The organism is Micromonospora sp. LZ34 (assembly GCF_052981855.1).
The window spans coordinates 29,294-54,325 of the sequence record NZ_JBRIQN010000012.1 but is presented as its reverse complement, the minus strand read 5'-3'; the positions used below and the strand labels follow the sequence as shown (position 1 = coordinate 54,325).

Here is a 25,032-nt window from a genome sequence, read left to right as displayed (position 1 = left end):
CCCGGTCAGCCCCGGCGCGCGGCCCCGCGCCCGGCGCGGCCGCCCCACCGCCGTCGGAGGAGTTCGAGCGTTGACCGACCAGACCACCCTGGAACAGGAGATCGCCGTCGAACAGCGGCATCTCGACCGGGTGTACGCCCGACTGGCCGAGCTGCGCCGGTCCGCGGTCCGCGCCGAGCAGGAGGGCTACCGGCTCGCCCGGGTGGGCAACTTCGGCGCGCTGGTCGAACGGGACGCGATGGTCTTCCACGCCGCGCAGCGCCGGCACGTCCTGGACGCCGAGCACGAGGGACTGGTCTTCGGCCGGCTCGACCTGCGCGACCGGCAGGTGCTGCACGTCGGGCGGCTCGGTATCCGGGACGAGAACGCCGCCACGCTGGTGGTCGACTGGCGGGCGCCGGCCGCCGCCGCGTTCTACCAGGCCACCCCGGCGCAGCCGCTGAACGTGGTGCGGCGTCGCATGATCCAGTCGTCCGGTGAGCGGGTGACCCGGATCGAGGACGACCTGCTCGATCCGGGCGCCGCGCCGGCCGACCTGGCGGTGGTCGGCGACGGGGCGCTGCTCGCCACGCTGTCCAAGGCCACCGGCCGGGGGATGCGCGACATCGTGGCCACCATCCAGCGGGAGCAGGATGAGGCGATCCGCTCCCCCGGCTCCGGGGTGACGGTGGTCTCCGGCGGCCCCGGCACCGGCAAGACGGCGGTCGCTCTGCACCGCGCCGCGTACCTGCTCTACTCCGACCGCAGCCGGTACGCCGGCGGCGGGATCCTGGTGGTCGGCCCGTCCACGGTCTTCGTGGAGTACATCGCCTCGGTGCTGCCGTCGCTCGGCGAGGACACCGCCACCCTGCGCTCGCTGGGCAGCCTCTTTCCCGGGATGAGCACCACCCGCACCGACCCGCCGGAGGTGGCGGCGGTGAAGGGCTCGCTGCGGATGCGCCGGGTGCTGGAGCGGGCGGTCCGGGACGCGGTGCCGGACGGCCCGGCCGAGCTGCGGCTGCTCTACCGGGGCGAACTGCTCCGGCTGGAGCGGGCCGAGCTGGACGCGATCCGGGACCGCGCGCTGCCCAGGGGCGCCCGCCGCAACGAGGTGCGCCGGGCCGGCTTCGACGGCATCTTCGCCGCGCTCTGGGCGCAGGCCCGCCGGCTGCACATCGGCCGGCTGCCCGAACAGCGCGCCTTCGAGGACGAGCTGGCCGACCGCCCCGAGTTCCGGGAGTTCCTCAAGGCCTGGTGGCCCCGGCTGCACCCGCGGCACGTGCTCGGCTGGCTGGCCGAGGAGGAACGGCTGCGCCGGTACGCCGGTGGCATCCTCTCCGGCCGCGAGATCCGGCTGCTGACGGCCGCGTACCGGACGCTGGAGACCGAGGGGCTGACCGTCGCCGACGTCGCGCTCCTCGACGAGCTGGACGCGCTGCTCGGCAAGCCGGTGCGCCCGGCCCGACCCAAGCGGGACCCGTTCCAGCTGGTTGGCGGGGTGCGCGAGCTGAGCACCTTCGCCGACCGGCAGCGGGCCGCCCGCGAGGCCGCCCGGCAGCGCCCGGAGGACTACCGGGAGTACGCCCACGTGGTGGTCGACGAGTCGCAGGACGTCTCGCCGATGCAGTGGCGCATGATCGGCCGGCGCGGCCGGCTGGCGTCCTGGACGGTGGTCGGCGACCCGGCGCAGACCGCGTGGACCGGCGACCCGGAGGAGCTGACCCGGGCCCGGGACCAGGCGCTCGGCCGGCGCAAGCGGCACCAGTTCACGCTCACCACCAACTACCGCAACTCGGCGGAGATCTTCGCGGTGGCGGCGGCCGAGATCCGCCGGCTCTACCCGGACCTGCCGCTGCCCACCGCGGTCCGGTCCACCGGCGTCGACCCGGTCGAGCTGGTGGTGCCGCCGGCGGAGCTGGAGACCGCCGTCCTGGAGGCGGCCTCCGCGCTGCTCGCGGAGGTGGAGGGGACGGTCGGCGTGATCACGCCGGTGCCGCGCCGGGCCGAGGTCGCGGGCTGGCTGGGTGGGCTGGGCGCTCCCCGGCTCCAGGTGGTGACCAGCCTGGAGGCCAAGGGCATGGAGTACGACGGGGTGGTGCTGGTCGCGCCGAGCGAGGTCCGGGCCGATCCGGGCTCCGGGGTACGCACGCTCTACGTGGCGCTCTCCCGGGCGACCCAGCGGCTGACCACCATCGACCCGACCGGCTGAGGGCCGGGGCGACCCGCCCGCGGGCGTGCCGGCCGGGCCGACAGTTGCATACATAGCTATGTGAGCATATATTTGACCGGGTCCGGACGGGCGGCGGAGGGTGTTCGCGTGGGTGCAGGTCATGACCACCAGCACGGGTCGGCGGCGCACGCCGCCCACCACCACCGGGGCCGGCTCTGGGCCGCGTTCGGCCTGCTCACCGCGCTGATGGTGGTGGAGGCGGTGGCCGCCTTCCGCACCGGCTCGCTGGCGCTGCTCTCCGACGCCGGGCACATGTTCACCGACGTGCTCGGCATCGGCATGGCTCTCGCCGCGATCACCGCCTCCCGGCGTACGGCCGGCGACCCGCAACGCACCTTCGGGCTCTACCGGCTCGAGGTGCTGGCCGCGCTGGCCAACGCCGTGCTGCTCTCCGGCGTCGCCGTCTACGTGGTGGTCGAGGCCGTCCGCCGGTTCGGCCATCCGCCGGAGGTGCTGGCCGGCCCGATGCTGGCGGTGGCCGTCCTCGGCCTGCTCGCCAACGTGGCCGCCTTCGCGCTGCTCCGCTCCGGTGCCCGGGAGAGCATCAACCTGCAGGGGGCGTACCTGGAGGTGCTCGGCGACCTGCTCGGCTCGCTCGGCGTGATCGGGGCGGCGCTGCTGATCGCCCTGACCGACTGGTGGTGGGCCGACCCGCTGGTGGCCGTCGCCATCGGCCTGTTCATCCTGCCCCGCACCTGGCGGCTCGGGCGGGCCGCGCTGCGCATCCTGGTGCAGGCCGCCCCCGAGCACCTCCAGGTCACCGCGGTGCACGACCGGCTGGCCGCGGTGCCCGGCGTGGCCGGCGTCCACGACCTGCACGTCTGGACGCTGACCTCGGGCATGGAGGTGGCCTCGGCGCACCTGACCATGGCGCCCGGCGCGGAGGTCGGCAGGGTGCTCGCGGACGCCCGAACGGCGCTGCAGCAGGACTTCCGGATCGAGCACGCGACGTTGCAGATCGAGCCGGGTGCGTCCCCTGGGGTCTGCGGGTCGGTTGAGTGGTAATGAGCACAACCTTAAATCTGGGTGTGTATTGTGACGCTATGCCCGATTTTTTGGTGACCACGTGCGCACCGTCAGTCACTTCCGCTGCACTGGTCACACGGGCACCGGTAGGCTCGGTCCCGGCCTCCGCCCGGCGGCACGCACCGGTGCCGGCGGTGGCCGCCGCCTAATCGCCCGCAGGGGCGAGCCGGGGAACCATGTTCCTGGGGTGCATCCGCGTCAGCGGTAGGGATCTTCCGTCCCGAACCCGTCAGCTAACCCGGTCGGCGGCTGACGGAAGGACACGTGTATGCCAGTAGTGGCACCTGTACGACGCACCGCCGCCCGGATGGCGGCACTGATCGTCATCACCCTCGCTCTCGGCGTCGCCATCGCGCCCGCCGCACCGGCCGGCGCCGCCCCACCGACCACCGGCCTGCTCGCCGCCGCACCCGGGCAGGACGAGGAGGGCGGCACCCCCGCCCTGCGCGCCCAGCTGGAGGCGGCCAGCAAGGGCTACCTGGACGCCAAGACCGCGCTGGACAAGTCGGTCAAGCGGCAGCAGCAACTCGCCGTCCAGCTCCAGTCCACCGAGCGCGAGCTGACCGAACGCAGCAGCAAGGTCGGCGAGATCGCCGGCGTGGCGTACCGCACCGGGCGGCTCGGCGTGGCGTCCGCGCTGCTCAACAGCAGTTCCCCGGACGGCTTCATGGACCGCGCCGCCGCGCTCGACGCGGTCGCGGCCAACGAGGACCGGGTGCTGCGCGACCTCCAGGAGACCCGCGACGAGGCCAACCGGACCAAGCTCGCCCTGGACGGCGAGATCCGCGAGCAGCGCAAGCAGGTCACGCTGATGGCCAAGCGCAAGGAGCAGGCCGAGCGGGCGCTGACCGTGGCCAACGCGAAGGCCTCCGGCGGGGACAGCTCCAACCGGGGCACCTCCACCGCGACGGCCAAGCCGGCCCCGCGCAACTCCGACGGCTCCTGGCCGGCCGAGTCGTGCAGCGTCAACGACCCGACCCCGGCCAACGGCTGCATCACCCCGCGCACCCTGCACGCGCTCAACCAGGCCAAGGCGGCCGGCTTCACCCGGTACGTCTCCTGCTACCGCTCCGGCGGCTCGGGCGAGCATCCGAAGGGCCGGGCCTGCGACTTCGCGGCGCAGAAGAGCGGCTTCGGCGGGGACGCCACCGGCGGGGACAAGACGTACGGCAACAACCTGGCCGCGTTCTTCATCCGGAACTCCGACCGGCTCGCCGTGCTCTACGTGATCTGGTACCGGCAGATCTGGCTGCCCAGCAGCGGGTGGAAGTCGTACAGCGGGGCGGGCGGCGACCCGTCCAGCGACCACACCAACCACGTGCACCTGTCGGTGTACTGACGCCCGGCCCCCGGTGATCCGCCCCGGCGGGTCACCGGGTACGCCGGACGCGGCGCCGGCACGCCCCGGGCTACGCCCCCGGACGTATCGCGGGTGTCGTCGCCGGCCCGACGACCCGGGCCCGGCGCGGCGGCAGCATCGTCGGGTATGAGCCGTCTCCCGCCTCCCGCCCGCAAGGCCCTGCTCACCCTGCACCTGGTCACCTCGCTCGGCTGGCTCGGCGTCGACCTGGTCCTGCTGACCCTCGGCGTCGCCGTGCTGCGCGGCGCCGACCCGGCCGCCGTCTACCCGATCTCCGCGCTGGTCGGCGCCGTGCTCTTCGCCCCGCTGAGCGTGGCCGTCTGGCTGGTCGGCGTGGCCAGCGCCCTGCTCACCCCGTGGGGTCTGCTGCGGCACCGCTGGGTGCTGGTCAAGTTCCTGCTCACCACCGTGATGACCGCGCTGGTGCTGTTCGTGCTCACCCCGACGCTGCGGCACGCCGGGGAGGCCGGCGCGGCGTTCCCGGTGCGGGAGCGGATCGACCTGGTGGTCGCCCCGTCCGTGTCGACCGGCCTGCTGATCGTCGCGACCGTGCTCTCCACGTACAAGCCGTGGGGCCGGCTGCGGCGGGCCCGCACGGCCGCGCGCCGCCCGACCGCGGCGGCGGCCCGCTGATCCGGCCGCGGCGGCGGACCGGGTGCACCGCTCAGCCGACGGGCGGCGGGTCGGCCGGGCCGCGGTCGAGCACCGCGCCCAGCCGGGCGGCCAGCCCGAGGTGGGCGGAGCGGGCCTGGCCGAAGGCGTACCGGAACAGCGGCGCGGGCGCGGTCAGGGTGATCTCCACGTCAATCCGGACCCCGTCCGGCTCGGCCCGCAGCCGGGTGCGGTTGCGCACGGTCGTGGCCGGCCACTGCCGTGCCACCGTGACGATCTCGTCGGTGGTGTCGACCAGGACGTCCGCCCGGTAGGTGACCGGGAACCGCAGCGGCCCGGCGGCCAGCCGGTCGGTGATCGCGTAGCTGGCCCGGGCCCCGGGCCGGGTCCGCAGCCGGCGGACCCGGACGATCAGCGGATGCAGCTCCGCCTGCCGGGTCGGGTCGGCGAGCAGCGCCGCCGCCTCCGCCACCGGGCAGCGGGCCTGGACGGTGTAGCTGAAGGAATCCTGCCTGAGCACGCCGTCTCCCCACCGTCACTGGTCGGACGATCGTCGCCCACGCCGGGTCCGCCTGGCAACGCCCCGACCCGCACCGGCCGGACCGGCGGACGACGGCCGGCGCCGCGGCTACGGTCAGCTGGTGAGGGATCACCCGCCGTGTCGGGCCAGGGAGGACGGAACCATGCCGGGATGCCACCGATGAGCGGACACGTGATGGTCTTCGCGCCCACGCCCCGGCTGACGGTGACCGTCGAGCAGCCGAGCGACCAGCCGGAGCTGCACCTGCACCCGGGCGGGCAGGGGGTCTGGCAGGCCCGGATGGTGATGTCGCTCGGCGTGGACGTGGTGCTCTGCACCGCGTTGGGCGGTGAGATCGGCCAGGTGCTGGAGCCGCTGCTGGTCAGCGAGGGGGTCGACCTCAAGGTGGTGGTCCGCGACTCGGGCAGCGGCGGGTACGTGCACGACCGCCGCGACGGCGCCCGCCGGGAGGTCGTGGACGTGCCCGGGCAGCCGCTGAGCCGCCACGAGCTGGACGAGCTCTACAACCTGGCGCTCGGCGAGGGGCTGCGCGCGCCGGTGAGCGTGCTGAGCGGTCCGAACGAGCCGTCGCTCGTGCCGGCCGAGCTCTACCGGCGCTTCGCCGCCGACCTCGGCGCCAACGGCGGCCGGGTGGTGGTCGACCTGGCCGGCGACCACCTCGCCGCGGTGCTGGACAGCGGCGTGTTCTTCCTGAAGGTCAGCCACGAGGAACTGATCGCCGACGGCCGGGCCGCCGGTGACGACGAGGAGCAGCTCACCCGGGCGATGTACGACCTGCACGCCGGCGGCGCCGAGAACGTGGTGGTGAGCCGGGCCGACCAGCCCGCCCTCGCCCTGGTCGACGGCGAGGTGTTCGAGGTGGAGATGCCCCGGCTGCAGGCCGCCGACCCGAGCGGCGCCGGCGACTCGATGACCGCCGGGGTGGCCGCCGTGGTGGCCCGGGGCGGCGACGTGCGGACCGCGATCCGTACCGGGGCGGCGGCCGGCGCGCTGAACGTCACCCGGCACGGCCTGGGCACCGGCCGGCTGGACTCGATCACCGGCCTGGTCGACCGGGTGCGGCTGGTGCCGGCCGGCAGCCGGCCGCAGGAGCGGACCACCCCGGACGAGCTGGCCGAGCGGGCGGCCGAGCGATGACGATGCGGGTGCTGGTGACCAACGACGACGGGATCGCCGCGCCCGGCATCCAGGCGCTGGCCCGGGCGGCGATGGACCGGGGGCTGGACGTGGTGGTCGCCGCCCCGCTGGAGGAGGCGAGCGGCACCAGCGCCGCGATGACCGCGGTGGAACGCGAAGGACACGTCGTGGTCCGCGACCATCCGTTGCCGGAGCTGCCCGGGGTGCCGGCCTTCGGGGTCGGCGGCTCCCCCGGGTTCATCGCGCTGATCGCCGTGCACGGCGCGTTCGGCGCGCCGCCGTCGGTGGTGCTCTCCGGCATCAACCGGGGCGCCAACGCCGGCCGCGCCGTGTTGCACTCGGGCACCGTCGGCGCCGCGTTCACCGCCGCCGCGAACGGCTGCCGGGCGATGGCCGTCTCGCTCGACGTGCTCTCCGCCGGGGAGGCGACCGCCGCCAGCGGGGGCGCCGCGGTGGCCGCCGCCGCCCGGGTACGTGACGCCGAGCGGCACTGGGCGACCGCGGCCCGGGTCGCCCTGGACCTGCTCCCCCGGCTGACCGCCGGACCGGTGGAGAGCGTGCTCAACGTGAACGCGCCGGACCTGCCGCCCGACCGGCTGCGCGGGGTGCGCCGCGGGTCGCTGGCCAGCTTCGGCCAGGTGCAGATGACGGTGGCCGAGTCCGGCCACGGGTACGTGCGGACCTCGCTGGCGGAGCCGGGGCAGGCGGTACAGCCCGGCACCGACCTGGCGCTGCTCGCCGACGGGTACGCCTCGGTGACGGCGATCCGGGCGGTCACCGAGGTGACCGACGTGGACCTCTCCGGCCTCGGCGACGCCGAGCCGACCGGCTGACGTCGTCGTCCGATCTGCCCTCGCGTGGCCGGCCGGATGTCGGCGGCTAGCGCCCAGTCGGGGTGCCGGCGGCCGGCGGTCGGGCCGGGTGCCGAGGCTCGACGGTCAGGCGCCGGGGAGGACCTCCGGGGCGGGAGCGCCCGCGTAGTAGGGCTCCGGTGCGCCGAAGAGGCCGAGCAGGCCGGTGACCCAGAGCTGGCGGTGCACGAACCGGCTGGGCTCGGTGACGACCAGCTTGACGCCACTGACCTCGGCGGTCTGGAAGCCGGCGACCATCGCGCTGATGCCGACCGAGTCGATGAAGGTGACCAGGCGCATGTTGAGCTCGATGCGGGTCGGGTGCCCCTTGGCCAGCACCTCGGCGATCGCCTCGCGCACCTCGTACGCGGTGTCGACGTCGATCTCGCCCCGCGGGGCGATCTCGATGACACCACCGGGCAGAACCGACTTCACGATCGACAGGCTCACGCGAGCACCTCCACTCGCCCGTCCGACGGGCGCCTCATCAGTACGCGGGCCGCGACCGAGAGTATTCCTCTCACGGCCTCGGTCGCCACCCCTCGGGATGAGCAATTCGCGGATCCGGGCACGGAAAATCGCCCTTATCCGGACTTTTCGTATTCTATTTCCCCAACGATCAGCGCACGACCACGCGTCGCCGTCCCAGGGTAACGGGCCAAGGCCACCCCGGCCGAACGCAGTCGTCCCGGGCGTGCCACCCGCGCCGTCGCGGGGATCCCGACCCGCCGGACCGCCCCCGCTTGCACCCCGGCCCTTGCCCGCCGCGCCTAGAGTCGGCGGGGAGGTTGGCCACTGCGACGGAGAGGACGATCGATGCTCAGGAGACTTGCCGCGTTGGCCGGGGTCGGCGCGCTGCTGGCCCTCGTACTGGCCTGTGGGTTCGGTGGCGGCGGCGATGACGACGATGACGACGACGAGGACTTCGCCCGCGGCGTGGCGGCAGTGGTCGTGCTGCGCTGACCGGCGCCCGGATCGGAATCCGGCCCGTCGCCGGCGCGGGTTTGCACCGGCCACGGGCGGGGCACTGGCGGATGAAGGCGAACCGTAACGCGCCGGACAGACGCCGGAGTCCGAAGTGGCCGGCCGACTTCGGCACCCCGAGGAGGTAACCACGATGTTCGGAACCAACCTGCTGGACCGCCGCAGCAAACCCGAGCGGATCGCGGACCATGCCTGGCAGCACCTCGTCTCCGCCGTCAGTTCCGCCGGGGAGAGCGTCCGGGACACCGCCCGGTCGGCCCGCCGCGGCTCCGGCCTCACCGACGGCGCCGGCGAACTGATGGGTTCCGCGGCGGACGAGGCGCGGCGTCGGGCGACCCTCGCCTTCGACGCGCTCGCCGGCCGCCGGCCGGCGCTGCCCTGGTCGCTGCTGATCGCCGCCGCCCTGGCCGGCGCGGCGATCGGCTGGGCCGCCGGCACCGCCGCCCGGGCGGCCGGCAGCCGGGACCGGGCCATGGACGACATCGACTTCGTCGACGTGGACCGGCCGAACTCCCCCGTCAACCTGGACGGCTGACCGCCCGCCGGCACGGGCACTCCACGGGCCCCGGTCGACCACCGGCCGACCGGGGCCCGCCCCGTGTCCGGCGCCGGCCCAGCCGCGCCACCGGCCACGTCATCGCACGGTCGATCGGGCTCGCCGGTGCGCCGGTCGGCCGGGCTAGGGGAGATCGCTGTTACCGCCCAGATTTGCGATCATGCGGCGTAGCACATTGAGCGCTGCCGCATACTCGGTGGCTTCGATGCCGTCATGCATCTGCTCGTGAGCTCGCGCGTTGCGGTCCTTCGCACGGAGCCGACCGGCCTGCCCGGAGTCGGTCAGCGTCAGAGTTCCGGCGTCTTCCCTCATCCATCCGCGGGCGATCAGATCGTCGAACACAACGTCGAAATCGATCCCAAGGTCGTCGAACGGGACCAGCCGTTCGGCGAGGTCCCCGCGGCTCCACCTACCGGGGGCGCCAGCGACATGGTTGAGCGTCCACCAATGCGGCTGCGTGAGATCTTCCACGGCCAGCTCCGCCCGGATACGTCCGACCACCCTGCGGTACGCCTCGCCGCTCCAGTAGCCGATGGGCTGGGAGGCAAGCGCCTCCTGGGAGTACTCCTTCAGAACCACGCTGGTGTTCCCCTCTTGATCGGCTCGAACAGATACCACGGTAAAACTTGAAGGAGACTTGAGATCAAGGTCGGTCATGCCGGCAGCTTCGCCGGCCGCGAGCGGTCAGTGGGCCGTTCCGGGCCGTGGGTGGAGGACAACGCGGGCAGGGTGACGGTGCGGCGGATGGGGGAGGCCAGCAGGCAGATGGTCGGTAACAGGAGAACGCCGGCGGCCACCGCGATGGCACCGCGGACGCCCAACAGGTGGCTGAGTAGCCCGCCGGCACCGGCCGCGAATGGTGTCGCCGCCCAGGCCGCCCAGCGGAATGTGGCGTTGGTCCGGCCGAGAAGGTGGTCGGGCGTCATTGCCTGCCGGCCGGCGACGAGGGTGACGTTGTAGATCTGCACGCCGAAGCCGACCGTCAACGCACTGAGGATCAGCACCGTCAGACTGATCGGTCCGCGAGCAGGTACGACGGGTACGAGCAGGACGGGGAGCCCCGGCGAGGAAGGCTGAGACGATCATGGTGCGTCCGAAGCCGAGCACCTGCGCGGCGCGGCGCGCGAGCAGGGCGCCGAGCAGTGCGCCGGGTCCGGCTGCGGCGAGGATGAGACCGAGTTCGCCGGCGGTGAAGCCGAGCTGCTTCACGACGAACATGACGAACAGGGCGGTCCGGAGTGCGTAGCCGGCGTTCATCAGCCCGGAGGAGAGCGCCATCGGGCGGAGCAGGGCGTTACCGAACACGGCGGTGATGCCCTCCGTCATCTCGCCGACGACCCCGCGGCGCGGCGGCGCGGCCGACCTGGCGGCGCCGCGCAACGGTGGTTCGATGGCGAGGACCAGCAGGCCGGCCAGCGCATAGGAGGCGGCGTCGAGGGCAACTGTGCCGGCGGGTCGCAGGATCTGCACGAGGAGGCCGGCGGCCGCCGGGCCGACGATCATCGCGGCAGATCGAGTGACTTCCAACTTGCTGTTGGCCTCCAGCAGGTCGGGTGCCTTTACCAGGGACGGCACCAGCGTGGGGTAGGCAACGTCGAAAGCCACCTGCAGCAGGTTGGCGAGGAAGTACACGACGATCAACTGGGTGATCGTGAGCACATCGAGCAGGGCGGCGGCCGGGATCCAGGCGTACAGCAGGGCACGCCCGAGGTAGGTGGCGACGATGACGCGGCGCCGGTCGACGCGGTCGACGAGCACGCCGAAGAACGGCCACGCGAACGCCATCGGCGCCATACCGGCACCGACCAGCAGCCCCATCTGGGTAGCCGAGGCGTCAAGTTGGGCGATGGCGACCAGCGGCAGCGCGACAAGCGACAGATACGAGCCCAGATCGGATATCGATTGGGCGGTCCACAGGCGTAGGAACGGCCGGTTGCGCAGGAGTGTCACGGCTCCACGATCATTGGCCATCGCCGCCCCGGTCCAACACCTGTTGGCACACGATTGACGCGTTGGGGTTGTCAATCAGCGCCGGAGCAGCCGGGCCTCCGGCTCGGGTAGCCAGGCGCCATCGGGCGGGTCGAGCCATCCGTGCTCACGTGCGGCCCGCTCAGCCACTTCACCAAGCACATCCAGGCCGGGATGGCGCAGGTCACGGCGCCAGAGCATGTTCCACGGGTAGAGCGGCACCGGCTTGGTCAGCGGGAGCAGCACGGCGCCCGGCACCGGCGGCTGGGTGACCAGCGTCAGCATCGGTGTGCCGTGCCGGCGTAGCCGGTGGTCGACCTCATCGACCCCGTGCACCGGAGGGTGATCGCTTTCCAGCGTCGCGCCGCAGGCCTGGGCCAACTGTCTGCCGACGTCGAACCACTCCGGCGAGACCTGGTTCCCCGCGTGCAGGCACAGCGGAACCCCGCGCAGGTCGCCGGTGGCGACGGTCCCGCCAGCGGCGAGCGGGTGATCGTCGGGCAGCAGCAGGGCGAGCGGTTCCAGCCGGATCAATCGGTGCGCGATCTCCGGCTCGGAGCGGCCGGACGGCCCGTCGAAACGGCCGAAGGAAACGTGTAGCTGGTGCGACCGCAGCAGCGGCAGAGTCGCCTCGAGCTCGCTGTGGAACGTCGCCGCGAACTCCAGGTCTGGCGCCGCTTCCCGAGCAGCCGCGAGCAGGCGTGCCGGCGTCAGTTTCTGGCCCACCACGTTGACCAGCAGAGCCGTCATGCCTGCGGCCACCTCACGTACCGTCTCGTCATGCAGAGCGAGCAGTTGGCGGGCACGTCGAAGCAGTCGCTCCCCCGCCGGTGTCAGCGCGACCCGCCGGGTGCTGCGGTCGACCAACGTCACCCCGAGCCGCGCCTCCAACCGCCGGATGTCGCGGCTCACCGCCTGCTGCGCAACGAACAGCCGCTGCGCGGCCCGATTGAAGTGCAGCTCTTCCGCTACGGCGACGAAGTACCGCAACAGCCGGATGTCGAGGTCCGTTGCCACTAGTCCGCGCCGAATGTCGACCCGTTGATCACAACCGACCATAACCCGCCTTCCGGACGGCGGCCGGGCGACTGCCATCCGGGACCGGCGAAGGTCACCCGCCGCCAAGCGGCGGCTGCCTCGCCTAGAAGGCGGTGATGTCGGCCGGCGCCCGCTCGGCCCGGCTGAGCGCCCGCAGCACCGCCGGCTGCCCGTGCCGGCGTACGGCGAGTCGGGCCAGCAGGGACAGCACCGGGTCGAGCACCTCGGCAGGCAGGTCCGGGGTGGGTACGCCGACGCTGACCGCGAGGTCGTCGGAGTGCACCGCGATCTCCATCAGCCGGGTGGTGAGGTAGTCGTCCAGGGTGAGCGACCAGGGCCCCCGGGCCAGGTGCACCACCCGGTCCGCCGGTTCCGCCGGCAGCGCCCCGGCCAGCTCGTGCAGCGTGCCGGTGGCCCGGTCGACCAGCCCCGCCGGCCCGTCCGCCGCGATGCTCTCGCCGGCCCGCCGGATGCCGACATTGATCTCGTCGTCCAGCGGCGTCCCGATCCACCTCGCCGGGGCGTAGTGGTCGAGCAGGCCGACCGGCTCGCCCGCGGGCACCGGCTCGGCGAGCACCGTGGTGACCTGGAACAGTTGGCTGGCGAGGTGGCCCGCCAGCCCGCCGACACCGAACTCGGCCAGCGCGCTCGGCTCGTCCCAGCGGGCCGCGACGGCGGGCTCGGCGAGCAGCGCGACGGCCGAACGCGCAGCGGTCAGGTAGGCCGTCCTGATCGGACTCACGGTGGATCCCCTTCCCCTCGGTTCTCGGCCACCGAGCCTAGGGCCCGGCCCGCCGGGGCGCCGGACCCCTCAGGCAGCCCCGGCGGACCGGAGTACGCGCCACAGCCGGGCGGGCGACCGGGGTCCGGGGCGGAAGCGCTCCCATCGCTGATGGGGATCCATCGGGTGGGGAAACACACGTTCTCGGATCGCCCGGGTCGGGTGAGGGGGCCTCATCCCGGTCGGCAGCAGGATCGGGGACGGCGTGACGTACGTAGCCCGCATTCCGGGAGGAGTGACAGATGGCGATCACCACGATCACCCGTACCGACCAGGACATCCAGTCCGCCGTCCTCGACGAGTTGACCTGGGAGCCCCGGGTGCAGCCGCACGAGATCGGCGTGACCGTCTCAGAGGGCGTGGTCACGCTCACCGGCCGGGTGGACAGCTACGCCAAGAAGTGGGCCGCCGAACGGGCGGCGCACCGGGTCACCCGGGTCCGCGCGGTCGCCAACGACCTGATGGTGCAGATCGGCACCGGCGCCGAGCGGGCCGACCCCGACCTCGCCGCGGCGGCCGGCCACGCGCTGGAGTGGGACGCCTTCGTACCGCTCGACAGGCTCGACGTCACCGTCTCCAACGGCTGGGTGACCCTGCACGGCGAGGTGGAGTGGGAGTACCAGCGCCGGGCCGCCGAACGCGCGGTCGCCCGGCTCACCGGCGTACGCGGGGTCAGCAACGGGATCACCGTCCGCCCGGACGTCCGGCCGGACGGGCACGTGCTGGCCGAGCGGATCGTCGACGCGCTGGCCCGCAACCGGGCGACCGAGGCGGAGCGGATCACCGTCCGGGTGCACGGCGACACGGTGCTGCTCGGCGGGCTGGTCCACTCCATCCCCGAACGCGCCGAGGTGGAGCGGATCGTCTGGTCGGCGCCGGGCATCCGGGAGGTGCAGAACCGCATCGCGGTGGCCCCCGTGCTGGGCTAAACCGGCCGGTCCGCCACCCGGGGTCCAGGCGGGGCGGTGCCGGGGCGTCCGCCGGCCAGCGGGAACCACCCGCCCCGGGTGAGCCGCCCTCACCCGCCGAGCGGCGAGCGTGGGAGCCATGACTGAGCCGAACGGGCTGATCCGACCCGGGCGCGGCGCGCGCGGGTCCGCCGGCGATCGGGGGGTTGGATGACCACGCCGCTTCAGGTCACCGCCCGGCTGCGCACCCCGGTGACCGAGCACGACCACGTCCGTGGACCGGTGGACGCACCGGTGACCATCGTCGAGTACGCCGACTTCCAGTGCCGGTTCTGCGGGGCCGCGTACCGGAACCTGGCCGACCTGCTCCGCCAGCGGGCGGACACGGTCCGGCTGGTCTACCGGCACTTCCCCATCGCCAACATGCACCCGTACGCGGAGAGCGCCGCCGAGGCGACCGAGGCGGCCGGCCGGCGCGGGCAGTTCTGGGCCATGCACGACTGGCTCTACGAGCACCAGGACCAGCTCGACCCGGTGCACCTGTCACTCGGCATCGAGCAGCTCGGCCTGCCGACCGACGAGGTTCGCGCCGAGGTGGAGCGGCAGGCGCACGGCGACCGGGTGCGGACGGACTTCGTCAGCGGCATCCGCAGCGGCGTCAACGCCACGCCCACCCTCTTCGTCAACGAGGTCCGCCACGACGGCGGCTACGACCTCGCCGACCTGCTCGCGGCCGTCGACGCGGCCGCCAACCCCTGAGCCACTCCCCTCCTGTCGACCGGGAGCTCCGCGTCACCGGCAACCCTCCGGTTGACGCGGAGTTCCTGGTCGACGTGAGCGGAGCAGGGTCAGATCAGGCGGAGCTCTCGGGCGCGGCGCACCGCCTCGCGGCGGCGGGTCGCGTCGAGCTTGCGGTAGATGTTGCGGACGTGGGTCTTCACCGTGTTGACCGACAGGGACAACTCGCTGGCGATCTCCACGTTGGACAGGATGCTCTGCAGGTAACGCAGGATGGTCAGCTCCCGCTCGGTCAGCGGCTCGTCCAGGCTCGCCGCGGCCGGTTCGGCCGGCGCCCGCCCGCTCGGCTCGTCGGCGCCCCGGACCAGGTCGCTGACCGTCGGCCAGTGCGCGGTGCCGGCGTCGAGGTGGGCGGCGAGCAGGTCCCGCACGCCGGGCTCGGCGCGGGTGAACACCCGCCGGTGGCCGTCCGGCCCGGCCAGGTCGAGCGCCGCCTCCAGGAGCCGGCCGGCCCGCCGCTCGTCCCCGGCCCGTCGGGCCAGCACCGCGTCGAGCACGGCGGCGTCGAGGCGTACCGGCAGCGGCCAGTCGGACGCCTGCGGCGCCTGCCAGTCCGGCAGCAGGCGCCCGGCGGCACGCGGGTCGTCGGCGCGCAGCTCGACCCGGGCCAGCGCCACGGCCAGCGCCGGCACCGGCTCGGCCGGCTCGCGTACCCGGTCGGCCAGCAGCTCGCGGGCGGTGGCCAGGTCGCCCCGGTCGCCGCGCAGGTCCGCCTCGGCGGCCAGCAGCCAGTGCGTCAGCTCCGCGGCCCGGGGACGGTCGGCCAGTCGCTCCCGGGCCTCCACCAGCAGGCGCAGCCCGGCGCCCGGGTCATCGGCGTCCCGCCGCAGGTACGCGCGGCACAGCGCGGCCACCGCCGCCACAGTCGGCTCGTCCGTCGCCGGGGCGGCGAGCCCCAGGTTCGCCTCGGCCTCCTCGGGCTGGTCGCGGTGCAGCGCCACCAGCGCCAGCGCCAGGTACCCGTGTCCACAGTCGAGCCGGCAGGACCAGCCCTGGCAGGGCGGCAGGGCCAGCGCCGTCCGGGCGGCCTCCTCGGCCGCCCGCAGCTCGCCCCGCACCGCGTGCAGCAGCGCCGACCGGCTGGCGCAGACCAGCTCGGTGCGCAGCCGTCCCGCCTCCCGGGCCGCCGCCAGCGCCCGCTCGAAGCCGGTCGCGGCCGGCAGTAGGTCCCCCTCGGCCAGGTCCACCAGGCCGAGGGCGGTGTCGGCCACCGCCCGCACGTCGGCGTCCTCGGCGGCGTCGCCCCGGGGCGCCGCACCGGGCATCCCGGTGTCGGTCCGGGTGGCGAGCAGCCGGGCCGCAGCGGCGCGTACCTCCCGGTGGTCGCCGGCCAGTCGGGCCAGGGCCAGCTCCAGCGCGGCGACCAGGCGCAGGAACCGATCCCGGCGCGGGGCGGGCAGCGCCGGCGCGTGCTGGGCGGCGAGCCGCAGCCGCTCCGCGGCGGCCGCCGCGTCCCCGGCGTGCGCCCGCTCGGCGGCACAGGCCAGCGCCAGCTCCGGGTCGCGGGCCACCGCCTCCGCCGGCGGTTCGGCCGGCACCGGCCCGGCCGGCGGTTCCCGGTCGTACGGGGCCAGCTCCGGCCAGCGGTCCACGAACAGCTCGGTGGCATGGTCCCAGTCGCGAGCGGCCAGCGCGTGCCGGAGTCCGTCGGCCGGCCGGCCGTTGTCGGCGTACCAGCCGGCCGCCCGCCGGTGCAGCTCCCGCAGCTCGTCGGCGGGCAGCCGGGCCAGTTCGGCGTGCAGCAGGTCGGCCAGCAGGGGGTGGCAGCGGTACCACGGCGGGCGGCTGTCGTCCCGGCGCAGCGGCCCGCCCGCGCCGGCCAGGCCCGCCAGCGTCGGCTCGGTGTCGGCCCGGCCGGTGAGCGCGTCGGCCAGGCCGGCGCAGACCGCGTCCGCCACGGCGGTCCGCCGCAGCACCTCCCGGGCCTCGGGTTCCAGCCCGGCGAGCACCTCCTCGCGCAGGTAGCCGGCGACGTCCGGCTGGTCGCCGCCGAACTGCTCCACCCAGCGGGCCGGGTCCGGCTGTCCGCGCAGCGCCAGCGCGGCGAACCGGAGCGCCGCCGGCCAGCCGCCGGTCCGCTCGCGCAGCCGGCGCACCCCGGCCGCCGGCAGCGCCACCCCGTGCGTGGTGAGCAGGTCGGCCACCTCGTCGCCGGTGAAGGCCAGCTCGTCCGAACCGAGCTCGGTCAGCTCCCCGGCCAGGCGCCACCGGTGCACGGCCAGCGGCACCCCGGCCCGCGCCCCGACCACCAGGCGCAGCCGCTCCCCGGCGTGGCGGAGCAGGAACTCCAGCCCGGTCAGCGCGGCCGGATCGGCGATCCGGTGCAGGTCGTCCACCACCAGCAGCACCGGCCGGTCCCGGGCGGCGAGCGCCGCGGCCAGCAGTTCGAGCTGGTCGGGGCGGGGCGGCCGGTCGGGCACCGGGGGTTCCGGCGCGTCGCCGCCCGGGCCGGTGGCCGCGCGCAGCGCCGCCGCCAGGTAGGACCAGAGTCGATCGCCGTCGTCGCCGGCCTCCACCGACACCCACGCCGCCCGGGGCGGTTCCCCGTCCGGCTCGCCGTCCCCCGCCGCGCCGAAGTCCCCCGGCGGCGCGCCCGGCGGCAGGGTCTCCCGCGCCCCCTCGGCCGCCGCGGTCACCGGGCCGCCCTCCGCCCGGTCCGGGCCGGCGTCACCGGCCGCCCGGCACCAGGAGGCGAGCAGCGTGGTCTTGCCCCAGCCGGCGGGCGCGGAGACCAGGGTCACCGGACCGGCGGTGCCCTCGTCCAGCGCGTGCAGCAGGCGGGGACGCAGCAGCACCGGGTCGGGCAGCGCGGGGGGACGCAGCCGGGACGCCAGCAGCGGCGTCCCGGCCGAGCCCCGCACCGCCGATCCGACCACGGCTCGGCTCTGGTCCTCCGGCATCCGGCCCCACCCCCACGGACGCGTCCACTCCCCCGGTCCTGCGGCGGCCGGTTACCCGGCCGGGGCCGGTTCACCCCTTCCGGAGGAGCCGGCTTCACCCGTTCCCGGCCCATCCTGGGCGTACGCGGGCGGCCGGCCGCGCGTGACCGGCCGCCCGTCACGGATGCGGCGGGAGTGGCCGCGGTGACCGGCGGGACAGGGGGTGCGGGGCAGGTGGGACCGATCGCACGGCTGGCCGGCGGCGGCGTCGCCCTCGGCGCGGCGGCGGCCGGCGCGGCGGCGGTACGCGCGCTGGCCGCCCCGCGTCCCGGCGGCTGGCCCGACCGGGACGACCGGCGGCCCGCCCGCTGGCAGGTGGTGACCGTGGACCGCCCACCCGGCCAGGTGCTCCCCGACGGCCGGTGGCCGGAGCCGCTGCGCCGGCTCGGCGGCGCGGTGCAGGTACGGGTACGTCCCGCCCCCGGCGACCGGGGCACCGAACTCGCCGCCCGGCCGCGTCCGGGCGCCGGGCCGCCGCCGGGGCTCGCCGCCCACCTGGTCGGGGACGATCCGGGGCGGCTGGTCCGGCAGGCGCTGCGGCAGGTCAAGCAGCTCGCCGAGACCGGCGAGGTGCTGCGGTCCGACCGCGGCGCCGTCGACCGTCCGGCGGTGGCGCCGGAATGAGGGCGCTCTGCTGGGTCGGCGCCGACGAGCTGGCGGTGCGGCAGGTGCCCGACCCGGAGCTGCGCAACGGGCACGACGCGATCGTCCGGGTCCGGCGGAGCGCCGTGTGCGGCGCGGACCTGCCGCTGCTCGCCGGGCGGGGGCCGGCCGTCGGGGAGGTCCCCGGCCACGAGTTCGTCGGCGAGGTGGTCGAGGTCGGCCCCGAGGTACGCCGGCACCGGGTCGGCGACCGCGTGGTGGTCTGCTCCTCGGTGTCCTGCGGCAGCTGCTGGTACTGCCGCCGCGAGCTGCACTCCTGCTGCGACAACGGCAGCACCGACCCGGCCGCGGGCGAGGCGGCCTGGGGGCATCCCGTGGCGGGCTGCTTCGGCCAGCCCCGGGCACAGGGCGGGTTCGCCGGCAGCCACGCCGAGTACGTCCGGGTGCCGTACGCCGACGTCGGGGCGTTCGCCGTACCGCAGGCGGTCACCGATGACCGGGCCCTGTTCGCCTCGGACGCCGGGCCGGCCGGGTGGATGGGCGCCGAGCTCGGCGGGGTCCGCCCCGGTGACGTGGTGGCGGTCTGGGGCGCCGGCGCGGTCGGCCAGGTCGCCGCGCGGGCGGCGCGGCTGCTCGGCGCGGAACGGGTGGTCGTCGTCGACCGGCACCCGGACCGGTTGCGGGCGGCCGAGCGGCACGCCGGCGCCGAGACGCTCGACTACCAGCGCGTCGACGTCGCCGCCGAGCTGCGGGAGCGCAGCGGCGGCCGGGGCCCGGACGTGTGCGTCGAGGCGGTCGGCACGGCCGACGGGACCCGCTCGCTGGGCGACCGCCTCACCGGTGCGGCGCCGCGACCGGTGGCGGTACGCGAGGCGGTGCACGCCTGCCGCAAGGGCGGCACGGTCTTCGTGCTCGGGGCGTACCCGGGCGTCGTCGACACGTTTCCGCTCGGCGCGGTGACGGCCAAGGGGCTGACCGTGCGCGGCGCCCGGCAGCACGGGCAGCGCTACATCCCGATGCTGCTGGACCGGATGGCCCGCGACGAGCTGCGCACCGAGTACCTGGCCACCCACCACCTCCCGCTGGACCACGCCGCCGAGGCCTACACCCTGCTCCGCACCCGCGCCGAGGGCTGCCTCCGCCCCGTCCTCCACCCTACCCCGTAAGCCTGTTGATCATGAGGTTGGCGGCGACAAAAGGGACGGACGGCGACGCCAACTCATGATCAACGCGATCGGGCGGGGTGCGCGGACGGGCGGGGCGGGTGGGAGGATCGGGGGGTGGATGCGGAGCGGACGTACGACGTGGTGTTGTTCGGGGCGACCGGGTTCACCGGGGGGCTGACCGCGGAATACCTGGCCCGGCACGCGCCGCCGGCGCTGCGCTGGGCGCTGGCCGGGCGCAACCCCGACAAGCTGGCCGCGGTCCGCGACCGGCTCGCCGCCATCGACCCGGCGCTGGCCACGCTGCCGCTGCTCGCCGCCGACGTCACCGACCCGGAGTCGCTGCGCGCGGTGGCGGAGAGCGCCCGGGTGGTGGCCAGCACGGTCGGCCCGTACGTGCACCACGGCGAGCCGCTGGTCGCCGCCTGCGCCCGGGCCGGCACCGACTACCTGGACATCACCGGCGAGCCGGAGTTCGTCGACTCGATGTACCTGCGCCACCACGCCGAGGCGGTCCGCACCGGGGCCCGGTTGGTGCACGCCTGCGGGTTCGACTCCGTCCCGCACGACCTGGGCGTCTGGTACACCGTCAAGCAGCTGCCCGCCGACGGGCCGATCACCGTGGACGGCTACGTCCGGGTCAGCGGCCGGTTCTCCGCGGGCACGTACCACTCGGCGCTCACCGCGTTCTCCCGTACCGCCCAGGCGTCCCGGGCGGCGCGGGAGCGCCGGGCGGTCGAACCGCGGCCGGCGGACCGCCGGGTCCGCGCGGTGCCCGGCCGGCTCGCCCGGTCGAAGGAGCTGCGGGTCTGGACCGTGCCGCTGCCCACCATCGACCCGCAGGTGGTCCGCCGCTCGGCCGCGGCCCGCCCGGAGTACGGCCCGGACTTCCGCTACCGGCACTTCGCCGCGGTGAAGCGGCTGCCCACGGTGCTGGCCGGCGCGGCCGGGCTGGGCGCCATGGTCGCCCTGGTGAAGCTGCCGCCGACCCGGCGCTGGCTGCTCGGCCGGCTGGCCTCCGGCCAGGGGCCGACGCCGCAGCAGCGGGCGAAGTCCTGGTTCCGGGTCCGGTTCGTCGGCACCGGGGGCGGCCGGCGGGTGCTGACCGAGGTGACCGGCGGCGACCCGGGCTACGACGAGACCGCCAAGATGCTCGCCGAGTCGGCGCTCTGCCTGGCGCTGGACGACCTGCCGCCGGCCGCCGGCCAGCTCACCCCGGTGGCCGCCATGGGCGACGCGCTGCTGGCCCGGCTGACCCGGGCGGGGCTGACCTTCCGCGTGCTGGACGCCCCCGGCGCGGCGGCGGCTTGACCCTCGACCTGGTTGAGACGACAGGATCACCGGCCGTGGAGAGCGACCTGCGCAGCATCGGCGAACTGGCCCGGGCCAGCGGCCTGACGGTGAGCGCCCTGCGGTTCTACGACTCGGCCGGGGTGTTGGTCCCGGCGCTGGTCGACCCGGTCACCGGCTACCGCTGGTACACCGACGACCAGGTCGCGCCGGCCCGGCTGGTGGCCGGGCTGCGCCGGGTCGGCATGCCGGTGGCCGAGATCGCCCTGGCGCTGCGCTCCGAGCCGGCCGCGGTGCACCGGCTGCTGGACGCGCACCTGCGCCGGCTGGAGGACGGGCTCGCCGACGCCCGCCGCGAGCTCTCCCGGATCCGCGCGCTGATCGATCCCGAGGAGAAAACCGTGCCCACCCGTCTCGTCCTGTCCCGCGCCGACCTGGCCGCCGCCGTCGACGCCGTCCGCTTCGCCGTCGGCGACGACCCCGAGCTGCCGGTGCTGGCCGGCGTGCTGTTCGACCTCGAGTCGGACGGGGTCCGGCTGGTCGCCACCGACCGGCACCGGCTGGCGGTCGCCCGGGTGCCGGGCCGGGTGGACGGCCCGCCGGTGCGGGTGCTCGCCCCGGTCGGCCTGGTCGACGAGATCCGCGCGCTGCTGGACACCGGTGCGGGGGTCACCCCCGAGGCGTGGCTGACCGTCGACGCCGGGACGATCTCGGTCTCCGTGGCCGGCCGGAGTGTCGCGGCGAGCGCCCTGCCGTACGAGTTCCCGGACTACGGCCGGTTGGTGCGGCCGTCCCGGGACGACGCGCCGGCGCACCGGCTGACCGTCGACGTGGCCGCCCTGCGGGCCGCGCTCACCGACGGGGACGCCCCGACGGTGCGCCGCGAGCACGACGGTGCCGAGCTGACCGTGACGGTGCTCGGCGTGGACGACCGGGGCGGGCTGCGCCTGCTCGGCGCCGACGAGCTGACCGACGACCCGGACGCGTTCCGGATCGGGGTCAACGGCGGCTACCTGCTCGACGCGCTGGACGCCGGCGGCCGGGGGCAGCTGCTGCTGGAGCTGGACGGCCCGATCGCCCCGCTGGCCTTCCGCCGGCCGGACGACGCCGACGCGTTCTCCATCCTGATGCCGATCCGGCTCTGACCCTCGCCGGTCCCGGCCGGGGGGCGCGGGGCCGCGACGGTAGCATCTGGAGGTCCACCTGACGTCCGGACGGAGGCGTACGGAGCAGCATGCTCGACATGGAGTTGATCCGGAAGGATCGGGACGCGGTGGCGTCCGCGCTGGCCAAGCGGCTGGACCCGGCCGAGGTGACCCGCGCGCTGGACGAGATCCAGCGGTTGGACCAGCAGCGGCGCAGCCTGATCACGGAGATCGACGGCGAGCGCCAGCGCCGCAAGGCCGAGGCCCGGGCGTACGCGGAGGCGAAGCGGGCCGGCCGTGAGCCGGAGGTCGCCGCCCCGGAGGCCGGCCGCAAGCAGCTCGCCGAGCTGGAGGCCGAGCTGGACGAGGTGCAGGCCCGGCTGCGCGACCGGATGAGCGAGCTGCCGAACCTGCCCGCCGACGACGTCGTGCCGGGCGGCAAGGAGGCCAACCGGGTCGTCAAGACCTTCGGCGAGCCGCCGGCCATCGAGAAGGTCCGCGACCACGTGGAGCTGAGCCGCGCGCTCGGCCTGGTCGACCACGAGCGCGGCGTCAAGCTCGGCGGTTCCGGCTTCTGGATGTACACCGGCCTGGGCGCGCGGCTGGAGTGGGCGCTGCTCAACTGGCTGATCGAGCAGAACATCACGGCCGGCTACGAGTTCCTGCTCCCGCCGCACCTGCTGCTGGACAGCGCCGGCTTCGCCGCCGGGCAGTTCCCGAAGTTCTACGACGACGTCTACCACCTGGACCGGCAGTCCGCCCCGCGCGGGCAGTTCCTGCTGCCCACCGCGGAGACGGCGATCCTCGGCGCGTACCAGGACGAGATCCTGGAGACCGCGAAGCTGCCGCTGAAGGCGTTCGCCTACACCCCGTGCTACCGGCGCGAGGCGGCCGGCTCGCACTCCGACGAGCGCGGCACCGTGCGCGGCCACCAGTTCAACAAGGTGGAGATCTTCCAGTTCACCCTGCCCGAGCAGGCCGACGCCGCGCTCACGGCGATGGTCGGCCACGTGGAGAGCCTGGTCGAGAAGCTGGGCCTGCACCACCAGACCAGCCTGCTCGCGGCCGGCGACGCCAGCGCCTCGATGAAGAAGACCCTCGACATCGAGGTGTGGATGCCGAGCACCGGCAAGTACAAGGAGGTCTCCTCGGTCTCCTGGGCCGGCGACTACCAGGCCCGCAGGGCGGCCATCCGCTACCGGGAGCCGGGCGGCAAGCAGACCCGCTTCGTGCACACCCTCAACGGCTCGGCCCTGGCCACCAGCCGGCTCTTCCCGGCCATCCTGGAGCAGTTCCAGCAGCCCGACGGCTCGGTGCTGGTTCCCGAGGTGCTCCGCGACCGGCTGGGCACCGACCGCCTCACCCCGGTCCGCTGAGCTTGCGCTGACGCCGGCGGTGGGTCGGGCCTCCCGGCCCACCGTCCGGCCGTTCGGCACCGAGGAGCGATCGGGGGAGCTCGGCGTGTCGCACGCCGACCGCGGTGTGCCGGTCTCCGGACATTCCGCTGCGGCATGAATATGACGCTCTGGAATGTCGCTCGCCAGTCGAAGGCCGGCAGGAACACAGCGGAGAGAGTGACGATACCCACCGACGCCCCCTGACGGCCCCGTCCGGCGGCACGGTGGGCGGGCTGCCGGGCGACGGCTACTCGGCTCGGCTGTCGACCGCCGGCGGCCGGCCGGCCCGGCGACGCCTCGCGCCGGCCAGGGCCAGCACGACCAGCGCCACCACGAGCACCGCCGGCCCGGCCGCGTCCAGCGCGGCGACCAGGGCCTGCTGCACCCGGCCGGCAGCCACCACCACGGGGTCGCCGAAGGCGTCCCGGCGGCCGGCGGCGAGGCGCACCTCGTACCAGCCGTACCAGGCGACGTAGCCGCCGGCGAGCAGCAGCACCAGGCCGCTGAGCCGGGGCACCAGCGCGCCGGCCGCGCGCAGCCGGGCCACCAGGTGGCCGCGCAGCAGCGCCACGCCGAGCGCGGCCACCGCGACCACCAGGCCCATCCCGAGGGCGTACGCTCCGAAGAGCGCCAGCCCGCGCGGCGTGGACCCGGCCTGGAGGCTGGTCACCACGATGGCCAGGAACGGCGCGATCGCGCAGCCCAGCGACGCCACCGCGTACGCCATGCCGAACAGCGTCATGGCGGCCCAGGACCGGGTCAGTCGGGGCGCCCGGGCCAGCGGGCGGAGGGTGGGCAGCCGCCGGCCGGCGAGCAGCCAGCAGCCGAGGGCCACCAGCAGCAGTCCCAGCCCGACGGTGAGCCACGGCAGCCGGGGGCGCAGCCAGCCGGCGAGCGGGACCAGCGCCAGCCCGAACGCGCCGAAGACCAGCACGTACCCCAGGGTCAGCGCGGCGGCGGCGGTCAGCGCGCGGCCGACCGCGCCCCGGGTGTCCGGGGCCCCGGCCACCAGCAGCGACAGGTACGCCGGCAGCAGCGCGAAGCCGCACGGGTTGACCGCGCCGAGCATGCCCGCGGTCAGCGCGAGCAGCAGCGGGGTCGCCATCACCCGGCCAGCGCGGCGACCCGCCGAATGAGGTCCTCGCCGTCGAGGAAGCCCTGGTGCACGACCTTGCCGTCCCGGTCGATGATCACGAAGGTGCTCTGCTCGACGACCTCGAAGCGGCGCCACAGCGCGCCGGCCCGGTCGTCCAGCTGCGGCGTCCCGGCCAGCTCGAACTCGGTCACGAAGTCCCTCATGGCGCGCTGCTCGCCGAGCCCGGCCACGCCGACGATGGGCACGGTGTCCCGGTACTTCGGGGCCACCTCGGCGACCGTCCAGGCCTGGCTGGCGCAGGTAGCGCACCACGGCGCCCAGAACCAGAGCACCACCGGCCGGCCGGCCAGCGCCCCGCCGGAGAACGCTGTGCCGTCCAGCGTGGTCGCGGTGAAGGCCAGGGTGTCGGGGACCCGCGCCGGCGCCGACACCGACCCGGTGGGCGACGGCTCCCTCCCGCCGGTGGCCGCGGCCGCCTCGGCCGGGCCGGCCGGGTCCGCCCCGCCGGCGCAGGACGCCGCGCCCAGCAGCACGGCCACCAGGAGGACGGCGCCGGCCGCCCGAGGCGCGCTGTGGCGGGGTGACCGCCCGGACATGACCGACCGGCACAGCGTCCGCATCGGGTCTCCC

The 25,032-nt window shown here is 75.2% G+C and carries 23 protein-coding genes, 1 pseudogene and 1 riboswitch; of the genes and pseudogenes, 15 read left to right on the top strand and 9 right to left on the bottom strand.

Annotated elements, in window-relative coordinates; genetic code table 11:
• Positions 1-70: 70 nt before the first annotated feature.
• From ACVCAH_RS15585 to ACVCAH_RS15570, 4 genes are all read left to right on the top strand, one after another.
• The gene (locus tag ACVCAH_RS15585) at positions 71-2,188 is read left to right on the top strand and encodes a HelD family protein (RefSeq protein WP_447136840.1); all 2,118 of its coding nucleotides are present in this window, start codon (positions 71-73) and stop codon (positions 2,186-2,188) included.
• 108 nt (positions 2,189-2,296) lie between these two features.
• Entirely contained in the window at positions 2,297-3,214 is a 918-nt protein-coding gene (locus ACVCAH_RS15580) for a cation diffusion facilitator family transporter (protein ID WP_447136839.1), read from the top strand.
• 153 nt (positions 3,215-3,367) lie between these two features.
• Positions 3,368-3,499, top strand: a riboswitch (cyclic di-AMP (ydaO/yuaA leader).
• A 4-nt stretch (positions 3,500-3,503) separates the two neighbouring features.
• Positions 3,504-4,574: a coiled-coil domain-containing protein gene (locus ACVCAH_RS15575; RefSeq protein ID WP_447136838.1), complete on the top strand. Its 1,071-nt coding sequence runs from the start codon at positions 3,504-3,506 to the stop codon at positions 4,572-4,574.
• A gap of 147 nt (positions 4,575-4,721) precedes the next feature.
• Positions 4,722-5,228 (top strand): hypothetical protein, encoded by a 507-nt coding sequence (locus tag ACVCAH_RS15570; protein ID WP_447136837.1) that lies wholly within the window; start codon positions 4,722-4,724, stop codon positions 5,226-5,228.
• Between the two features lie 31 nt (positions 5,229-5,259).
• Here the strand turns inward: ACVCAH_RS15570 and ACVCAH_RS15565 are convergent, their stop codons facing one another.
• Positions 5,260-5,727 (bottom strand): SRPBCC family protein, encoded by a 468-nt coding sequence (locus ACVCAH_RS15565; RefSeq protein ID WP_447136836.1) that lies wholly within the window; start codon positions 5,725-5,727, stop codon positions 5,260-5,262.
• A 180-nt stretch (positions 5,728-5,907) separates the two neighbouring features.
• On the opposite strand from ACVCAH_RS15565, the gene ACVCAH_RS15560 reads away from it, so the two are divergent.
• Both ACVCAH_RS15560 and surE read left to right on the top strand, forming a co-directional pair.
• Entirely contained in the window at positions 5,908-6,885 is a 978-nt protein-coding gene (locus ACVCAH_RS15560) for a 1-phosphofructokinase family hexose kinase (RefSeq protein WP_447136835.1), read from the top strand.
• Positions 6,882-7,718, top strand: a complete 837-nt coding sequence (gene surE, locus ACVCAH_RS15555; protein WP_447136834.1) for a 5'/3'-nucleotidase SurE — start codon at positions 6,882-6,884, stop codon at positions 7,716-7,718. The genes ACVCAH_RS15560 and surE overlap by 4 nt, the downstream gene beginning before the upstream one ends.
• A gap of 105 nt (positions 7,719-7,823) precedes the next feature.
• Here surE and ACVCAH_RS15550 read toward each other — a convergent pair whose 3' ends face one another.
• Positions 7,824-8,186 carry an STAS domain-containing protein gene (locus ACVCAH_RS15550; RefSeq protein WP_447136833.1) on the bottom strand — a complete coding sequence of 121 codons (363 nt, stop codon included), beginning with the start codon at positions 8,184-8,186 and terminating at the stop codon, positions 7,824-7,826.
• Between the two features lie 366 nt (positions 8,187-8,552).
• Between ACVCAH_RS15550 and ACVCAH_RS15545 the strand changes: the two genes are divergently transcribed.
• Positions 8,553-8,699 carry a hypothetical protein gene (locus tag ACVCAH_RS15545; protein WP_447136832.1) on the top strand — a complete coding sequence of 49 codons (147 nt, stop codon included), beginning with the start codon at positions 8,553-8,555 and terminating at the stop codon, positions 8,697-8,699.
• Positions 8,700-8,853: 154 nt separating this feature from the next.
• Positions 8,854-9,255 (top strand): hypothetical protein, encoded by a 402-nt coding sequence (locus tag ACVCAH_RS15540; RefSeq protein ID WP_447136831.1) that lies wholly within the window; start codon positions 8,854-8,856, stop codon positions 9,253-9,255.
• Between the two features lie 144 nt (positions 9,256-9,399).
• Here the strand turns inward: ACVCAH_RS15540 and ACVCAH_RS15535 are convergent, their stop codons facing one another.
• The 4 genes from ACVCAH_RS15535 to ACVCAH_RS15520 all read right to left on the bottom strand — a co-directional run bounded on the left by ACVCAH_RS15535 (position 9,400) and on the right by ACVCAH_RS15520 (position 13,024).
• A complete protein-coding gene (locus ACVCAH_RS15535) occupies positions 9,400-9,933 on the bottom strand; it encodes a MarR family winged helix-turn-helix transcriptional regulator (protein ID WP_447136830.1) in 534 nt (177 codons plus the stop codon).
• A 27-nt stretch (positions 9,934-9,960) separates the two neighbouring features.
• Positions 9,961-11,226 carry an MFS transporter gene (locus ACVCAH_RS15530; RefSeq protein ID WP_447136829.1) on the bottom strand — a complete coding sequence of 422 codons (1,266 nt, stop codon included), beginning with the start codon at positions 11,224-11,226 and terminating at the stop codon, positions 9,961-9,963.
• A gap of 75 nt (positions 11,227-11,301) precedes the next feature.
• Positions 11,302-12,261 carry a LysR family transcriptional regulator gene (locus ACVCAH_RS15525; RefSeq protein ID WP_447136828.1) on the bottom strand — a complete coding sequence of 320 codons (960 nt, stop codon included), beginning with the start codon at positions 12,259-12,261 and terminating at the stop codon, positions 11,302-11,304.
• A 124-nt stretch (positions 12,262-12,385) separates the two neighbouring features.
• Positions 12,386-13,024, bottom strand: a complete 639-nt coding sequence (locus ACVCAH_RS15520) for a maleylpyruvate isomerase N-terminal domain-containing protein (protein WP_447136827.1) — start codon at positions 13,022-13,024, stop codon at positions 12,386-12,388.
• Positions 13,025-13,305: 281 nt separating this feature from the next.
• Here ACVCAH_RS15520 and ACVCAH_RS15515 point away from each other — a divergent pair, with 281 nt between their 5' ends.
• The gene (locus tag ACVCAH_RS15515; protein ID WP_447136826.1) at positions 13,306-13,992 is read left to right on the top strand and encodes a BON domain-containing protein; all 687 of its coding nucleotides are present in this window, start codon (positions 13,306-13,308) and stop codon (positions 13,990-13,992) included.
• Between the two features lie 189 nt (positions 13,993-14,181).
• Entirely contained in the window at positions 14,182-14,730 is a 549-nt protein-coding gene (locus ACVCAH_RS15510; RefSeq protein WP_447136825.1) for a DsbA family protein, read from the top strand.
• Positions 14,731-14,819: 89 nt separating this feature from the next.
• Here ACVCAH_RS15510 and ACVCAH_RS15505 read toward each other — a convergent pair.
• A pseudogene (locus ACVCAH_RS15505) lies at positions 14,820-17,743 on the bottom strand (LuxR C-terminal-related transcriptional regulator).
• A 148-nt stretch (positions 17,744-17,891) separates the two neighbouring features.
• Here ACVCAH_RS15505 and ACVCAH_RS15500 point away from each other — a divergent pair.
• The 5 genes from ACVCAH_RS15500 (at position 17,892) to serS (ending at position 23,285) form a co-directional block, all read left to right on the top strand.
• Positions 17,892-18,332 carry a hypothetical protein gene (locus ACVCAH_RS15500; protein ID WP_447136955.1) on the top strand — a complete coding sequence of 147 codons (441 nt, stop codon included), beginning with the start codon at positions 17,892-17,894 and terminating at the stop codon, positions 18,330-18,332.
• Positions 18,329-19,477, top strand: coding sequence for an alcohol dehydrogenase catalytic domain-containing protein (locus tag ACVCAH_RS15495; RefSeq protein WP_447136824.1), 1,149 nt, complete (start codon positions 18,329-18,331; stop codon positions 19,475-19,477). Before ACVCAH_RS15500 ends, ACVCAH_RS15495 begins: the two co-directional genes overlap by 4 nt.
• A gap of 114 nt (positions 19,478-19,591) precedes the next feature.
• Complete coding sequence (locus ACVCAH_RS15490) at positions 19,592-20,785, top strand: saccharopine dehydrogenase family protein (RefSeq protein WP_447136823.1); 1,194 nt, start codon at positions 19,592-19,594, stop codon at positions 20,783-20,785.
• A 47-nt stretch (positions 20,786-20,832) separates the two neighbouring features.
• Entirely contained in the window at positions 20,833-21,909 is a 1,077-nt protein-coding gene (locus tag ACVCAH_RS15485; protein WP_447136954.1) for a DNA polymerase III subunit beta family protein, read from the top strand.
• Between the two features lie 89 nt (positions 21,910-21,998).
• On the top strand, positions 21,999-23,285 hold the full coding sequence (serS, locus tag ACVCAH_RS15480) for a serine--tRNA ligase (protein ID WP_447136822.1): 1,287 nt from the start codon (positions 21,999-22,001) through the stop codon (positions 23,283-23,285).
• 268 nt (positions 23,286-23,553) lie between these two features.
• On the opposite strand, the gene ACVCAH_RS15475 is transcribed toward serS, so the two are convergent.
• Both ACVCAH_RS15475 and ACVCAH_RS15470 read right to left on the bottom strand, forming a co-directional pair.
• A complete protein-coding gene (locus tag ACVCAH_RS15475) occupies positions 23,554-24,411 on the bottom strand; it encodes a cytochrome c biogenesis CcdA family protein (protein ID WP_447136953.1) in 858 nt (285 codons plus the stop codon).
• Complete coding sequence (locus ACVCAH_RS15470; RefSeq protein WP_447136821.1) at positions 24,411-25,022, bottom strand: redoxin domain-containing protein; 612 nt, start codon at positions 25,020-25,022, stop codon at positions 24,411-24,413. Before ACVCAH_RS15470 ends, ACVCAH_RS15475 begins: the two co-directional genes overlap by 1 nt.
• Positions 25,023-25,032 lie beyond the last annotated feature (10 nt).

Excerpts from the sequence above, each read along its gene's own strand:
- ACVCAH_RS15575 (WP_447136838.1), top strand. The coding sequence starts at position 3,504 with ATGCCAGTAGTGGCACCTGTACGACGCACCGCCGCCCGGATGGCGGCA.
- ACVCAH_RS15570 (WP_447136837.1), top strand. The coding sequence starts at position 4,722 with ATGAGCCGTCTCCCGCCTCCCGCCCGCAAGGCCCTGCTCACCCTGCAC.
- ACVCAH_RS15560 (WP_447136835.1), top strand. The coding sequence starts at position 5,908 with ATGAGCGGACACGTGATGGTCTTCGCGCCCACGCCCCGGCTGACGGTG.
- surE (WP_447136834.1), top strand. The coding sequence starts at position 6,882 with ATGACGATGCGGGTGCTGGTGACCAACGACGACGGGATCGCCGCGCCC.
- ACVCAH_RS15545 (WP_447136832.1), top strand. The coding sequence starts at position 8,553 with ATGCTCAGGAGACTTGCCGCGTTGGCCGGGGTCGGCGCGCTGCTGGCC.
- ACVCAH_RS15540 (WP_447136831.1), top strand. The coding sequence starts at position 8,854 with ATGTTCGGAACCAACCTGCTGGACCGCCGCAGCAAACCCGAGCGGATC.
- ACVCAH_RS15535 (WP_447136830.1), bottom strand. The coding sequence starts at position 9,933 with ATGACCGACCTTGATCTCAAGTCTCCTTCAAGTTTTACCGTGGTATCT.
- ACVCAH_RS15515 (WP_447136826.1), top strand. The coding sequence starts at position 13,306 with ATGGCGATCACCACGATCACCCGTACCGACCAGGACATCCAGTCCGCC.
- ACVCAH_RS15510 (WP_447136825.1), top strand. The coding sequence starts at position 14,182 with ATGACCACGCCGCTTCAGGTCACCGCCCGGCTGCGCACCCCGGTGACC.
- ACVCAH_RS15495 (WP_447136824.1), top strand. The coding sequence starts at position 18,329 with ATGAGGGCGCTCTGCTGGGTCGGCGCCGACGAGCTGGCGGTGCGGCAG.
- serS (WP_447136822.1), top strand. The coding sequence starts at position 21,999 with ATGCTCGACATGGAGTTGATCCGGAAGGATCGGGACGCGGTGGCGTCC.
- ACVCAH_RS15475 (WP_447136953.1), bottom strand. The coding sequence starts at position 24,411 with ATGGCGACCCCGCTGCTGCTCGCGCTGACCGCGGGCATGCTCGGCGCG.
- ACVCAH_RS15470 (WP_447136821.1), bottom strand. The coding sequence starts at position 25,022 with ATGCGGACGCTGTGCCGGTCGGTCATGTCCGGGCGGTCACCCCGCCAC.